At 30.8% G+C, this 13,271-nt stretch carries 17 protein-coding genes, 1 tRNA gene and 1 pseudogene; 17 read left to right on the top strand and 2 right to left on the bottom strand.

Translation table 11 applies throughout. The annotated features are described in order from the left end of the window. Positions 1–107: 107 nt before the first annotated feature. Positions 108–1,136 carry a transcriptional regulator gene (locus tag AD998_10725; GenBank protein KOY86554.1) on the bottom strand — a complete coding sequence of 343 codons (1,029 nt, stop codon included), beginning with the start codon at positions 1,134–1,136 and terminating at the stop codon, positions 108–110. Positions 1,137–1,232: 96 nt separating this feature from the next. Here AD998_10725 and AD998_10720 point away from each other — a divergent pair, with 96 nt between their 5' ends. From AD998_10720 to AD998_10665, 12 genes and pseudogenes are all read left to right on the top strand, one after another. Next, positions 1,233–2,135: a deacetylase gene (locus AD998_10720; protein ID KOY88152.1), complete on the top strand. Its 903-nt coding sequence runs from the start codon at positions 1,233–1,235 to the stop codon at positions 2,133–2,135. A 59-nt stretch (positions 2,136–2,194) separates the two neighbouring features. Beyond that, positions 2,195–3,403 (top strand): hypothetical protein, encoded by a 1,209-nt coding sequence (locus AD998_10715; protein ID KOY86553.1) that lies wholly within the window; start codon positions 2,195–2,197, stop codon positions 3,401–3,403. Positions 3,404–3,457: 54 nt separating this feature from the next. Next, positions 3,458–3,534 (top strand) — tRNA-His (locus AD998_10710). A gap of 141 nt (positions 3,535–3,675) precedes the next feature. Then, on the top strand, positions 3,676–4,410 hold the full coding sequence (locus AD998_10705) for a pseudouridine synthase (protein ID KOY86552.1): 735 nt from the start codon (positions 3,676–3,678) through the stop codon (positions 4,408–4,410). Positions 4,411–4,437: 27 nt separating this feature from the next. Next, positions 4,438–4,644, top strand: coding sequence for a hypothetical protein (locus tag AD998_10700; protein ID KOY86551.1), 207 nt, complete (start codon positions 4,438–4,440; stop codon positions 4,642–4,644). 94 nt (positions 4,645–4,738) lie between these two features. Then, positions 4,739–5,821, top strand: a complete 1,083-nt coding sequence (locus tag AD998_10695) for a serine hydrolase (protein KOY86550.1) — start codon at positions 4,739–4,741, stop codon at positions 5,819–5,821. Between the two features lie 143 nt (positions 5,822–5,964). Next, complete coding sequence (locus AD998_10690) at positions 5,965–6,321, top strand: hypothetical protein (GenBank protein KOY86549.1); 357 nt, start codon at positions 5,965–5,967, stop codon at positions 6,319–6,321. A gap of 41 nt (positions 6,322–6,362) precedes the next feature. Further along, on the top strand, positions 6,363–7,115 hold the full coding sequence (locus tag AD998_10685) for a hypothetical protein (protein ID KOY86548.1): 753 nt from the start codon (positions 6,363–6,365) through the stop codon (positions 7,113–7,115). A gap of 50 nt (positions 7,116–7,165) precedes the next feature. After that, positions 7,166–7,480: pseudogene (locus AD998_10680) on the top strand (hypothetical protein). After that, the gene (locus AD998_10675; protein KOY86547.1) at positions 7,480–8,022 is read left to right on the top strand and encodes a hypothetical protein; all 543 of its coding nucleotides are present in this window, start codon (positions 7,480–7,482) and stop codon (positions 8,020–8,022) included. Before AD998_10680 ends, AD998_10675 begins: the two are co-directional and overlap by 1 nt. After that, positions 8,015–8,827, top strand: coding sequence for a hypothetical protein (locus tag AD998_10670; protein KOY86546.1), 813 nt, complete (start codon positions 8,015–8,017; stop codon positions 8,825–8,827). The genes AD998_10675 and AD998_10670 overlap by 8 nt, the downstream gene beginning before the upstream one ends. 4 nt (positions 8,828–8,831) lie before the next feature. Next, complete coding sequence (locus AD998_10665) at positions 8,832–9,413, top strand: cyclic nucleotide-binding protein (protein KOY86545.1); 582 nt, start codon at positions 8,832–8,834, stop codon at positions 9,411–9,413. On the opposite strand, the gene AD998_10660 is transcribed toward AD998_10665, so the two are convergent. Beyond that, complete coding sequence (locus AD998_10660; protein ID KOY86544.1) at positions 9,408–9,824, bottom strand: hypothetical protein; 417 nt, start codon at positions 9,822–9,824, stop codon at positions 9,408–9,410. The genes AD998_10665 and AD998_10660 overlap by 6 nt on opposite strands. 124 nt (positions 9,825–9,948) lie before the next feature. Between AD998_10660 and AD998_10655 the strand changes: the two genes are divergently transcribed. From AD998_10655 to AD998_10635, 5 genes are read left to right on the top strand one after another with little or no spacing between them, the layout of a single operon-like run. Then, positions 9,949–10,752: a methyltransferase type 12 gene (locus AD998_10655; GenBank protein KOY86543.1), complete on the top strand. Its 804-nt coding sequence runs from the start codon at positions 9,949–9,951 to the stop codon at positions 10,750–10,752. A 5-nt stretch (positions 10,753–10,757) separates the two neighbouring features. Further along, complete coding sequence (locus AD998_10650; protein ID KOY86542.1) at positions 10,758–11,114, top strand: hypothetical protein; 357 nt, start codon at positions 10,758–10,760, stop codon at positions 11,112–11,114. Positions 11,115–11,119: 5 nt separating this feature from the next. Then, the gene (locus tag AD998_10645; protein KOY86541.1) at positions 11,120–11,749 is read left to right on the top strand and encodes a methyltransferase type 11; all 630 of its coding nucleotides are present in this window, start codon (positions 11,120–11,122) and stop codon (positions 11,747–11,749) included. Positions 11,750–11,774: 25 nt separating this feature from the next. Continuing rightward, entirely contained in the window at positions 11,775–12,806 is a 1,032-nt protein-coding gene (locus AD998_10640) for a hypothetical protein (protein KOY86540.1), read from the top strand. After that, complete coding sequence (locus tag AD998_10635) at positions 12,799–13,134, top strand: hypothetical protein (GenBank protein KOY86539.1); 336 nt, start codon at positions 12,799–12,801, stop codon at positions 13,132–13,134. Before AD998_10640 ends, AD998_10635 begins: the two co-directional genes overlap by 8 nt. Positions 13,135–13,271 lie beyond the last annotated feature (137 nt).

Here is a 13,271-nt window from a genome sequence, read left to right as displayed (position 1 = left end):
TATAAAAAAACATTATTCTATTTTTTTGCATTTTTTAAAAATATTTTTCAATACAAAACCTATTAAAACCAAATATTATTCTAAAAAATAGTTTTTTGTTTCTTTTATTAATTTTCCTTGTCTTCATTATTTTGATAATTCAACAAGCTTTTTTCAAATCGTTTCTTGATGCGTCTTTGGAGAAAATTAGGAGCTAAAACCTTCATGTGTTCACCAAAACCCATAATTTCACGTTCCAATTCATAATTAACCACCACATCAATACTAATTGTCATACCATTTTCATCTTTTTCTAATACTTTTTGAGATGAGTGAAGTGGTTTGGTGAGTACATAAGGCATATTTTCTTGGTCTATCTGTAAAATAATATTAACTGGCTCCTGCCCTACTGTTTTGGTAACACCTATCACATCATCAAAAAAGTGTATCACATCTACCTCTGCTTCAATGTATTCTGCAAGTAAATTTTCTTCTATGGCTTGCATTCTATCCAAAGCATAAATTGTAATGCCATTTCTATCACCTGTTTTACACAATAAAAACCAGCGATTACGGTATTCTTTGAGCAAATAAGGATGTACAGGAAATTTAGAAGATTCTTTTGCCTTAAAAGACTGATAAAGAATATCCAAACAAGTCTTGTTTTTAATGGCTTTTAGTAGTGGGTCTATCCATTCTAAGCCTTTTAGGAGTTCATTTTTTTCAAAATCTATAAAAGCTTGCGTCTGATTTTTTTGTTGAAGAATTTTCCCCTCCAAACGTCCCACCATAGCCCCGATATCTTCAAAATAATCAAAGCCCTTGAATTGTTTGAGTAGTTTTACAATATCAGAGAGTTTGTCTAAATCTTGTGAAGAAAGACTGTTTTTCATGATACTATACTCTTTATCTTCATAAGTATAATATTTTCTATCCACCACAATAATAGGTGCATTGTAGCCTAATTTATCGCTTCGCATCATTTGCAGGTCAAGTTGGATAGTTCGTTTACTGACACCATCTAACATCCCTTCATATTCATAAAGAGCCTCCGAAACTTTTTCAATGAGGTTTTCAAGTGTCCACCTCCGTCCTCTATTTCTAAGGCATTCATCAATAGTTTTATATCGAATTAGAGCTAATTTATTAAAAGACATTTTTTTAAATTATAAATTATGAGTGATGAGTTTTTTATTCTTTTATTATTTTTAGAACAAAAGTCCGAATCTAATGTTTTTTTAAGAAAAATAGAAATGCTCAAAATAGCTTGGAACACCATTTATAAACATCCATTGCCAGAAGGACATCGCTTCCCTATGGAAAAATATGAACTTATTCCTGAACAACTTTTGTATGAAGGAACAGTTCAACAAGATAATTTTTTCTCGCCAGAACCAGTTTTAGAGCGTTACATCACCAATACACATGAAGAAAGTTATTGGCAGAAACTCAAAAACTTAGCTTTAAGCACTTCAGAAATCAGGAAAACAGGTTTTCCATTATCTCAAACACTTGTCGAAAGAGAAATTATCATTGCACAAGGAACGATTGACTGTGCTTTGTATGCTCAAAAACATGGTGTATCTATGAATATAGCAGGTGGAACACATCATGCTTTTACCAACAAAGGAGAAGGATTTTGCTTACTTAATGATGTAGCCATTGCCAGTAACTATCTTATAGAGAATGATTTATGCAAAAAAATATTAGTTGTGGACTTGGACGTTCATCAGGGCAATGGAACAGCACAAATTTTTGAGAAAAACCCTCAAGTATTTACTTTTAGCATGCATGGCGAAAAAAATTACCCTCTTCAAAAAGAACGTTCCGATTTGGATATTGGCTTGCCTGATGGCATCACAGACAAAGAATATTTGAATATTTTGTATAATACTCTCCCACAACTCATTGAAAAAGAACAACCTGAATTTATTTTTTATATTTCGGGTGTGGATATTTTAGAAACTGATAAACTGGGTAGACTCAAAGTGAGTATGGAGGGCTGCAAACAACGTGATAAATTTGTATTGAATATTTGTAAGAAAAATCAAATTCCTTTGGCTATCAGCATGGGTGGAGGCTATTCTGAACGCCTCTCAGATATTGTGGAGGCTCACAGCAATACGTTCAGACTTGCCCAAGAAATATTTTTTTGAGGGCTAAAATTTTGAGTTAGCCTCGAAAAATCATAATTTTGTTTATTATCCAAAATTCTATGTCTTTACGATTTGCATTTTTTATTCTTTCTTTTCTCATCTATTTGTCTCCTTTTGAGGTTTTTTCTCAAGATAGAAAAAAGCAATTGGAAGAGCAAAAAAATGCCAAACAAAAAAATATTGATGAAATCAATAAAATTTTAAAAGAAGCAAGCTCTAAAAAACAACGTTCTTTAGGTGAGCTTACTGCTCTTAAAGCTCAAATTAACGAAAGAGAAAATATCAAAACAACTATTCAACGTGAAATTGCACTCATTGAAAAAGACATTACAGATGCAGAGAAAATTCTTACTGGTTTAGAACAAGATTTAAAGAATTTGAAAAAAGAATATGCCAAAATGATTTATGAAGCTTCTAAAATCAGTACTGGCTTCAATCAGCTCAATTTTATTATCTCAGCTAAAAATTTCAATGAATTACTTAGACGTACCCAGTTTATCAAACAATACTCCGTTGCTCGAAAAGAGCAACTGGAGCAAATTGAAAAAACAAAACGTTATTTAGAAGAACAAAATATTGCCATCAAAAAGCAACGAGAAGAAAAAGCTTTGGTTTTAAATAGCTTATATTCTGAAAATCAAGAACTTGAAACCCTCAAACAAGAGCAAGATTTAGTAGTAAAAGACCTTTCTAAACGTGAAGCTGAACTCATTGAGCAATATCAAGAAGAGAAAAAATCACTCAAAAATCTTGAAGACCAAGCTGTTTCGGTTATTAGAGCAGAAATGAAAAAAAGCTCTGGTGATGAAAATGCCAAAAATATTGTGCTTACAAGCCCTGAAGAAATCAGATTGGCTGGTTCTTTTTCTAAAAATAAAGGCAGTTTGCCTTGGCCTGTAGATAATGGTTTTATTTCGATGGGGTTTGGCAAACAAAAACACCCTCTGATTAATAACTTTTATTTCGATAATCCTGGCATCAAGATTCAATCTAAACAAGGTACAAAAATTAAAGCTGTTTTTGAAGGTAGAGTCGAAGCCATCAGAGAGCGTATGGGACCAGGTTATAGTGTGATGGTTAATCATGGTGATTTTTTTACAATTTATGAACCTGTCGAAAATATTACCATCAAAGAAAACGAAAAAGTACGACCAAATCAGGTTTTAGGAACAATGGTTTTAAACCTTGAAGGAACGCCAGAGCTCTTATTTTCAATCTATAAGAACGATAAAAAGCTTGACCCTGAAAAATGGTTGTATAAAAAATAATGTTTTTTCTTGACAATTACTTTTAAACACCCTATATTTGCATCACAAAAAACGGAGGTTGTAGCTCAGTCGGTTAGAGCGTCGGTTTGTGGATCCGAAGGTCGTGGGTTCGAGACCCATCATCCTCCCTAAAATATGGCAAAAAAGCAATTCAAACGCTTTTTTGCTTTTTTATTTTAATCCTAAAACCTATAAGGTTTTGAGAAGTCTTGTTTTATAACTATTTCATTTATAATTTTAAACCTTATAGGTTTTATTAAAATTACCTGTTTATGAAGTCCTACCCTTTTGATGTAATTTACGAAGATAATCATTTGCTCATTGTCAATAAACCTGCTGGAATGCTTGTACACGATGACCAAACAGGTGATAAAACACTTGTCGATTATGCCAAAGAGTATATCAAAGAAAAATATCAAAAACCTGGAGAGGTTTTTATGGGCTTGGTACACCGAATAGACCGTCCTGTAAGCGGGCTTGTGGTACTTGCTCGAACTTCTAAAGGTTTAGAACGTATGAATGAGCTTTTTAGAGAAAGAAAAGTACAAAAAGTTTATTGGGCAATTGTTCGTAGAAGACCCGAAAAGAAAAAAGACAAACTTACTCATTGGCTTCTGAAAGATGAGAGAAAGAATACTGTAACAGCTTATGATGCTCCTTATCAAGACGCTCAGAAATCAGAGTTGTATTATCGTGTAATTGGACATCTTAATGGCTATACTCTTTTAGAAATTGAGCCTGTTTCGGGCAGACCACATCAAATCAGGGTGCAACTTGCCAAAATAGGTTGTCCTATTCGTGGCGATTTGAAATATGGCTACCCTACTCCCAACAAAGATAAATCCATCAATCTCCACTCAAGAAAACTCTTTTTTGAGCATCCCATCAAAAAAGAAAAAACACTTTGTATCGCTACACTCCCCAAAGAACCATTCTGGGAAGAATTTCTGGTTTTGGATGATGAAAACATAAAACCCGAAAATTTAGAGTTTAGATATGAGGGGTAGTTAATAAACTTCTTATTACTTTAAATTATGTTTGATAAATTTATAAAGTCTAAAATTAACATTTTGGCTATTATTACCATGTTTGCTGGTCTTTTTGGTATGTTTTTTTGTTTTCCATTTCTTTGGTCATCAAGAATGGAAGATTTAGTAGGTGCAGGATTTCCTTTCGTTGGAGGTTCAATACTATTTGGAGCAGGTTTATTAACACTTGGTTTAATTAATAGAGATAAATAAATTTATATTAATTACAACTTTTAGGACTTGTAACCTTGATAGAGCAAATCTTGTCTAAACCCAAGTTGTGTATCTATTAAATTTACAGCCCTCCATGAAGCATTTCACACGTTTTTACCTCATTTTTGTATTATCTCTTTCCTATCATGTAGCTTTCTCTCAACGATTAAGTTCCAAAATAGATAAACTAATTTTAGCTGAGCTCAAAGACGTAAACGCCCCTGGTGGTGTATTTATGGTTGCTAAAAATGGGAAACCTCTCTACAAAAAAGCCTTTGGGAAAGCTAATTTGGAGTTAAATACTAATTTGGAAACAGATTATGTATTCCAGTTAGGGTCTATCACAAAGCAATTTACAGCCATTGCCATCTTGATACTAGAAGAACAAGGAAAACTCAGTGTCAATGATGTTGTTTCTAAATATATCCCTGATTATCCATCAGGCGATAAAATTACCATTCATCATTTGCTTACACATACCTCTGGCATCAAGGATTTTACAAAAATGAAATCTCTTAAAGAAATTGCTCAGAAAGAAATGACACCTCAGATGATGGTAGATTTTTTTAAAAATGAACCCGCTGAATTCGCCTCTGGCGAGAAATTTGACTATAATAATTCAGGTTATGTATTGCTGGGCTATATTATAGAACTTGTTTCCAAAGAAAAATATGAAGATTTTATAAAAAAATATATCTTTCAGAAAGCAAATATGAGCCACTCACAGTATGCTAATGATAGAAAAATTATTTCGAAAAGAGCCTACGGATACCACAAAAAAGAAACTGAATATGTAAATAAAACCATTATCAATTTTAGTGTACCCTTTTCGTCAGGAGCATTGATGTCTAATTTAGATGATATGCTCAAATGGCAAAATGCTCTCAATCAGAATGTATTGTTAAATGCTGAATCTACGAAAAAAGCCTTCAGTAAATATAAATTGAATAACGATAAAGAATTCAGTTATGGTTATGGATGGCATCTAAGAGATATTGACGGAACACCCTCCAGAGAGCATGGAGGAAGCATTTTTGGATTTAAAACGATGGCTATCTATATTCCTAGTGAAGATATTTATGTAATTGGTTTTACGAATTGCGATTGTAACTCACCTACACAATTGGTACAAAATATTGCTAAATTGATTTTAAAAACTCTAAAAAAACACAAATAATTAACTCAAAATTTAAAACTATTACTTGGTTTTCTGCATTTTTATTAGATTTTTGTAAACAAATATTTGAAAGATAAAAATACATAATATAGCATTATATCCGTTTTAGTCAAGAGGCTAAATGATATAAAAAATCTATCTATATGGATAAACTATTATTACTTTACCCGAATTTTAAAGATGAAAAAATTGACAATTTAGGAATTAGTTATTATTGCCCACATTGTGCAATGATGGAAGGTATCATTCAGTATTATCCTCAACTCAGAGATTTATTAGAAATTATTTATGTGGATTTCAAAAGACCCAGAAAAATTATCATAGATTTAATAGGAGAAGAAAATCAAGGGTGTCCAGTCCTTATTATTGAAAAAAATGCAACAGAAAATATAGATACAAGCTATTTCAAGACTTATCAAAATCTATTATTTGTAAACTCCACAAACCTGATAGCCAAATATCTTTCAGAAAAACATAAAATAGGATTACCTCATCCATAAAATTCAATATAAAATCTTATTACCAAACCAAGAATTCCAATATGGAAAATGAATCTGAAAAACTGGACTCTTTAGAAACAAACATAGAAAATCCTATTCAGGAGAAGAAGAAAACCAAACCTAAAAAATGGTTGTTAAGAAGTAGATGGTATGATTTAGCTATACAAGTAATTGCTATATCTTTAAGTATAACTTTATCTTTTAACTTAAATCAATATCAAGAGCATATCAAGAATCAGAAGCTGGAAAAATTCTACCTTAAACAAATACTTTTTGATTTGGAGAGTGATATTAAAGAATTGGAGGGTGATATTGAGAGTTATGTTTTTGTAAGAAATGGTTTATCCTTTTTTAGAAAGTACAATTGGCAAGAAAATAAATATCCTGACAGTGTTAAAATATATTCTCAGGTATTTTTTAGATCCACATACCCTCTTATCAATAATAATGCTTTTGAAACTCTTAAAAGTACAGGAAAACTGGATATCATATCTAATAAGTTAATTTTAGAACAACTTGTACGTATTCATCAAGAACATGTGCCTTCATTACTCGCTTCTTTAGATTTTTATATAGATTATAAAAAAAACATCGTGATGCCTTATATATACGAAAACTTAGAGGTTACTAAAGAGTACCCTTCAGGCGATTTAATAAAATTGATACAAAAACCCAATTTTAAAATCAAGATTAGATTTACTGATAATATATCTGAGATATTAAACCGTTATCAGTTATTGTATAAAGAATATTTGAACTTAAAAAAGATGATTGAAGTAGAATTAGCAAACTAAATTTTATCCATACTATTAAATAAAAAGAAATGACTATCAAAACTTTAAAAATCGCTTTTTTATTTACAACACTTGCATTTTTTTCTTCTACAAGTGTTTTCGCACAAGAAAAAACAGAAAAAGTAACGGATGAGATTGTCAATAGTTCTGCTGTTGATAAAAAAGGTCATAAACTGGAAATGTCATTCAACAACACCAAAAATACAGTAACACTCAAATTTAAAGGTAAAACGATTGAACTAAAAGGACAAATGCCAGCTTCGGGCATTTGGTACAAAAACGACCGCTACGAATTAAGAGGAAAAGGTGAAAATATTGATTTGACAAAAGATGGTAAAACGATTTTTGTGGCAAAACCTAAAGAATAAAAAAATTATCCATGCTTATTCAAGAATATCAAAGTAGTTGGGCTGATGATTTTCAAAAAATAAAAAATGAGATTCAAAAAGCCCTCACCCATTTACATATCACCATAGAGCATGTAGGAAGTACAGCTGTCCCTCATCTGGCAGCCAAACCCATTATTGATATAGATATTGTTTTCGATAAAAATGTTCTTTTTGATGATATAAAAGAAGTTTTAGAAAATATTGGTTATTATCATAATGGCAATCAGGGTATTGTAGATAGAGAAGTTTTTAAAAGAAATCATACAGTTTCAAATCCTATTTTAGACTCTATTACTCATCATTTGTATGTTTGCCCTACTCACAGTCAAGAATTGAAAAGACACCTTTTATTTAGAGATTATTTGATTGCAAATGAGAAAGAACGCATTGAATATCAAAATCTTAAATATCAGATAGCTGAACAAGCCCATCAGGATAAAAAACTGTATGCTCAACTCAAAGAAGTAAAAGCAAAAGATTTTATTGCTGATATTCTCAAAAAAGCCACAAATGAGTAAAAGAAAATATACAGATCACCAAATTATCAATCAACTCATTAATAATCAAATTAATAAAAATTATTGGGCTAAAATCTCTTTGCTTCGTTCAAAACCAAGTCAAGAGCTATTTGATAAGTGTGTTGAGTTAATAGTCTCGCCAAATGCTAAAAACAGAATGATAGGTATTGATATTGTGGCTCAATTGGGGCTACCCCCTCGCCCATTTTTCAAAGAAACCATAAAAATATTATTCCAAATACTTCATAATGAAAAAGATACAAAAACAATAAGTTCTCTTCTTTTTGCTATTGGGCACAACAATCATAAAATGAATCAAAAGCAAATTAAAACATTATGTTCTTTTGTAGATAACCCTCATCAAGATATTAGAAAAGGGCTTACATTTGCACTACTTGGAGTCGAGGATTCTCAGGCAATAGATGCTTTAATAAAACTATCAGGAGATAAATTTAGTAGAATAAGAAATTGGGCAACTTTTGGACTTGGAGATTTAACAGATTTAGACAATGCAGACATACAAAATGCCTTACGAAAACGTTTGAAAGATAAACATTTAGAAACTCGATATGAAGCTATTTTAGGCTTGGCAAAAAGAAAATATCATAACATATCAGAAATTATTGAATATGAATTATTAAAAAATAATTACAGCACTCTATTATATGAAGCTGTGATAGCTACTCAGAATAGCTTTTTTTTACCTTTGCTGGAAAAACAACTCCATGATGCTCAAAAAGACAACGATATTCCATTAGAATGTATTGAAAAGTTAAAAGAATGTATAAATCTTTTGAATCAATAACTCTATGCCCAACAAACTCATTGACTATTTTTCAAAATTTACTACTTTTTCTGAAGAAGAAAAACAAGTAATTGAAGGAAGTATGCTTGTCAAAACGTTCCAAAAGGACAATTTTATCAGAAAAGAAGGGCAATTCAATGATGATACTTTTTTTGTTTTAGAGGGTTTAGTCAGACAATATAAACTTGTAAATGGAGAAGAAATTACAACCAATTTCTTTTTAGAAGATAACTGGATTATCTCTCTCAATAGTTTTTCAACAGAAAACCCATCTCAAGACTACCTTATGTGCTTAGAAAACACAAGTGTAGTTATTGGAAATGAGTTATCTGCTCAACAAATATTTAAAAAATTCCCACGATTTGAAACTGTTTCGAGAGCCATCATGGAAAATGTTTTTGCTGAACAACAAACTTTTTTAATGGCATTTCTCACAGATACTCCTGAACAACGTTATGTAAAACTCTTACAAAATAAGCCATCTTTGTTCCAAAGAGTGCCACAATATTATATTGCCAGCTATTTGGGTATCAAGCCAGAGTCTTTGAGTCGTATTCGTAAAAGACTATCTGAAAAAGGCTTATAAAGCTATCATTTTCTGACTTCTTTGGATTTCCTGAAACCATTTAAAAGCATATATTATTATAAAAATGGTTGTGGCAATCTCAATACAGGCAAAAAACAGATAATACTTTGTAAAACTGCCTACCAGAAGTGTAAGTATCATCACAAGTGTTTTGATAACACCAGCCAATATATTTGCAACAGCATTTGGTTTAGGGCTTAGTATGCGTGAGAGCAAAATCATGGAAATGGGTATTTCCATCAGAATTCCTGCATAAAGTAGAAAATCTCCATCAATTGTAAAACCCTCAACAGAGCCATTGAGGTACTGTTTGAGTAGTTTTGAGTCCATGAGTCCTATCAAATCGCAATAGAGATAATTAAAGGTAATAAAAATCCAGAGTGTGGAAAGTAGCGTTTTTTGATTTTTCATAATAAAAAGAGTTTATTTCTCGCAAAAATCATAAGAAACTCTCCTTTTTTCATTGACTTTGGTTAAGAAGCATTTGTAAACTTCTTTTCATTTTAATATATTTAAACTCATAAATTTTATCAGAATGACACTCCTAGAACAAAACTATCTTGAAATCAATAGAAATTCGTGGAATAATAGACTCGAATCACATCTTAACTCCGATTTTTATGATCTTACAAGTTTTCTCAATGGAAAATCTTCTTTAAATGATATTGAGATTGATTTACTAGGAAACATTCAAGGAAAAAGCATTTTACATCTACAATGTCATTTTGGACAAGATACACTCTCTTTGGCAAGACTTGGAGCTGAAGTAACAGGTGTAGATTTATCAGATAAAGCAATTAAAAAAGCTCAAGAACTTGCCAGTCAGCTTAATATCAAAGCTGATTTTATTTGTTCTGATATTTATGATTTACCCAAACACCTCGACAAGCATTTTGATATTGTTTTTACAAGTTATGGAACAATTGGTTGGCTACCAGATTTGAACAAATGGGGTAAACTGATTTCTCAATATCTCAAACCCAATGGCAAATTTATTTTTGTAGAGTTCCATCCTGTTGTATGGATGTTTGATGATAATTTTGAAAGAATTGGTTACAATTACTTCAATGATGGTGCTATTATTGAAACAGAAAGTGGTACTTATGCAGATAAAAACGCCCCCATTACACAAGATTATGTTTGTTGGAATCATGGAATGGGTGAAGTCATCAATAATCTTATCAAGAATGGATTAGAGATTCTTTCATTAGACGAATACGATTATTCACCCTACAATTGTTTTAATAAAACCATTGAATTTGAGCCTCAAAAATACAGAATTGAGCATTTAAGTAATAAAATACCCATGGTTTATGCTCTTAGTGCTAAGAAAAAATAAATACTATGATGGAAGAAACCCATATTGATGTTATTTGTCCAAAGTGCTCTAAAAAAGCTGCTTATTATGCTGAACGGGCAGGCACATACATACAATACCCAAAAAAAGAAGGCATTATAAAATGCTCATATTGTGGTCTTAATAAAAACCATGTATTTTCTAATAAAGATTATTTTTATAAAATAAATATTGGTAAAAGGTTTCTCTTTGCTCGAAATATGAGAGGTCTAAATAATATCAAATTTTTTTTTGAAAATAATTTAAAATTTACAGATCCTGATGATGACTTTCCCAAAGAATTTTATAAAAAGAAAAAATTTATTATCAATGAAATTCAGAAAATTATAAATAACTCAAAATAAAAGTCATGGATAAATATCAAGAAACCTTCAGTACATGGAATAAAGTTGCAGATTTGTATCAGGAGAAATTCATGAATTTAGATATTTATAATTCTACTTACGATTATTTTTGTGACCAAATTATAGAACAAAATCCCAAAATACTTGAAGTAGGTACAGGACCTGGCAACATCACACAATATTTATTACAAAAACGCCCTGATTTTCATATTGCAGGCATTGATGTATCAGAAAATATGGTTGCTTTAGCCCAAGAAAACAACCCTAAAGCTAATTTTAAGGTAATGGATGCAAGAGATATCGATACCCTTAATAGTGTATTTGATGGTATTGTATGTGGTTTTTGTCTGCCTTATCTTTCTTCTTCAGATTGTAAAAAATTTATTGAAGATTGTCATCATTTACTTTTAGATGATGGGCTGTTGTATATTAGTTTTGTAGAAGGTGAAGAAGACAAATCTGGTTATCAGTCTAATAGCAAAGGCGATAGAATTTACTTTTATTATCATCTTTTAGAGTCTATTGCTGATAGTTTAAGGATATTGTATTTCAAGGTTTTACGAGTTTTTCATATCAATTATCCTAAAGGTGACGGAACCAATGAAATTCATACTATTATTGTAGCAAAAAAGTAGGTTTCTTATATTCAAAATTCAGTCTATGAAACATTTATTGGTTTTCTTTTTGATTATCATATTTTGTAATCCAGTACTAAGTCAAAACTATCAAAATATCCCCAAAGGTTATGAGCCTTTCTTCTTAGTTTCCTCTCCAGATTCTTCAAAAAGTGTAAGAGATATTCTTTGGCTTCATGAAAATAACAATCAAAATTTATTTATCCGATTTGGTTACTCTTATAACTCTTTAATTCTTTGGCTTGATACACATACATGGGAAATAAAAAAAACAATTCATCTTGATAAAAATGTTGATAGGTTTTATGGTGTTACCCAAGACCATAAAACATTGGTTATGCAAAAAAGAAAAGGTTTTTGGATAGGTCTTACTCCATTTTTTCAAAAAACAGAATTTATCCTAATAGACTTACAATCTGAAGAATCTAAAGTCATTAGTGAAAAAAAGTTTTTAAAAATGATTGAGAAGTATGGTAAACTACATGGAGGAATAAATAGCTTTATTATGAGGGATAATATTTTATCATGGGATAAGAATATTCTTATTGTTGAGCATCTTTATGATTTTGAAGATTTCTTTCTTAAATCACATGAATTGGCTATTTTTAAATATGTAGGGCATAGAAATTATATGAGAGGTTTATGCAACTATAATAACTTATATGCAGTCAATGGTTTTTATGAAGATTCTCATAAAACTATAAAAGAATATCCAGCCCCAGATATTCCTCCTCAATTTCCAAAGATAGAAGATCATTATGGTGTACATGAGTTATTTTATAATAAGCCTTTATTTGATAAAAAAGCGAAGGATGTTTCCTTTGATGTCAAAATCGCCTTTACTATCAATTGTAATGGACAAATGGATAGTTTTTTTGTTATTAGTCAATATAGTAGTTTTTTCTTACATTCTCTAGCACATCAGGTTTTAGATATTGTTAGAGAAATGCATAATAATTGGACACCTGCTAAGAAAAATGGACAAAATGTAGATTGTATTCAAGTACTCAATGTAAGTGTGGTAAACGGTAAAATCAATAAGATTACTCATGAATAATTTTGAAGCCTACATAGCTCATTTCCCAAAGGAAATTCAGGAAAGACTATTACAAATTCAGAATGTTTTTAAAGAAACTTACCCTGATGTAGAAGAAAGTATTCGATATGGTATCCCCTCTTTTAAGGTAGGCAAAGAACATTTGTATATGGCTGCCTACAAAAAACATATTGGTTTGTACCCTATGTATGGTTTAGAACACCTTGAAAATGAGCTTACTTTATACAGAGGTAAAAATACTAAAGACGCTTTACATTTTCCACACTCTCAGGAGTTTCCTTTGGAACTAATCGCAAAAATCATTTTAGCCAAAGCCTCAAAATCATAGAAAACATTTATTATTCTCTCTCCAGAAAACGCTTTTCTGATGATGTAACAACCCAATTACTTGAAATAAACTGAAAATCAAATTATATTAGTAAAATCTGTATATTTAGGGCATACAAAACTATTTACCTTAAACAA

The organism is bacterium 336/3 (genome assembly GCA_001281695.1).
In the GTDB taxonomy this organism is placed as follows: Bacteria; Bacteroidota; Bacteroidia; order Cytophagales; family Thermonemataceae; genus Raineya.
The sequence above is the reverse complement of the archived record's forward strand: the minus strand, read 5'-3'. Positions and strand labels throughout refer to the sequence as shown.

Coding starts and splice junctions, on each gene's coding strand:
- AD998_10725 (KOY86554.1), bottom strand. CDS start 1,136: ATGTCTTTTAATAAATTAGCTCTAATTCGATATAAAACTATTGATGAA.
- AD998_10720 (KOY88152.1), top strand. CDS start 1,233: ATGCTCAAAATAGCTTGGAACACCATTTATAAACATCCATTGCCAGAA.
- AD998_10715 (KOY86553.1), top strand. CDS start 2,195: ATGTCTTTACGATTTGCATTTTTTATTCTTTCTTTTCTCATCTATTTG.
- AD998_10705 (KOY86552.1), top strand. CDS start 3,676: ATGAAGTCCTACCCTTTTGATGTAATTTACGAAGATAATCATTTGCTC.
- AD998_10700 (KOY86551.1), top strand. CDS start 4,438: ATGTTTGATAAATTTATAAAGTCTAAAATTAACATTTTGGCTATTATT.
- AD998_10695 (KOY86550.1), top strand. CDS start 4,739: ATGAAGCATTTCACACGTTTTTACCTCATTTTTGTATTATCTCTTTCC.
- AD998_10690 (KOY86549.1), top strand. CDS start 5,965: ATGGATAAACTATTATTACTTTACCCGAATTTTAAAGATGAAAAAATT.
- AD998_10685 (KOY86548.1), top strand. CDS start 6,363: ATGGAAAATGAATCTGAAAAACTGGACTCTTTAGAAACAAACATAGAA.
- AD998_10670 (KOY86546.1), top strand. CDS start 8,015: ATGAGTAAAAGAAAATATACAGATCACCAAATTATCAATCAACTCATT.
- AD998_10665 (KOY86545.1), top strand. CDS start 8,832: ATGCCCAACAAACTCATTGACTATTTTTCAAAATTTACTACTTTTTCT.
- AD998_10660 (KOY86544.1), bottom strand. CDS start 9,824: ATGAAAAATCAAAAAACGCTACTTTCCACACTCTGGATTTTTATTACC.
- AD998_10655 (KOY86543.1), top strand. CDS start 9,949: ATGACACTCCTAGAACAAAACTATCTTGAAATCAATAGAAATTCGTGG.
- AD998_10650 (KOY86542.1), top strand. CDS start 10,758: ATGATGGAAGAAACCCATATTGATGTTATTTGTCCAAAGTGCTCTAAA.
- AD998_10645 (KOY86541.1), top strand. CDS start 11,120: ATGGATAAATATCAAGAAACCTTCAGTACATGGAATAAAGTTGCAGAT.
- AD998_10640 (KOY86540.1), top strand. CDS start 11,775: ATGAAACATTTATTGGTTTTCTTTTTGATTATCATATTTTGTAATCCA.
- AD998_10635 (KOY86539.1), top strand. CDS start 12,799: ATGAATAATTTTGAAGCCTACATAGCTCATTTCCCAAAGGAAATTCAG.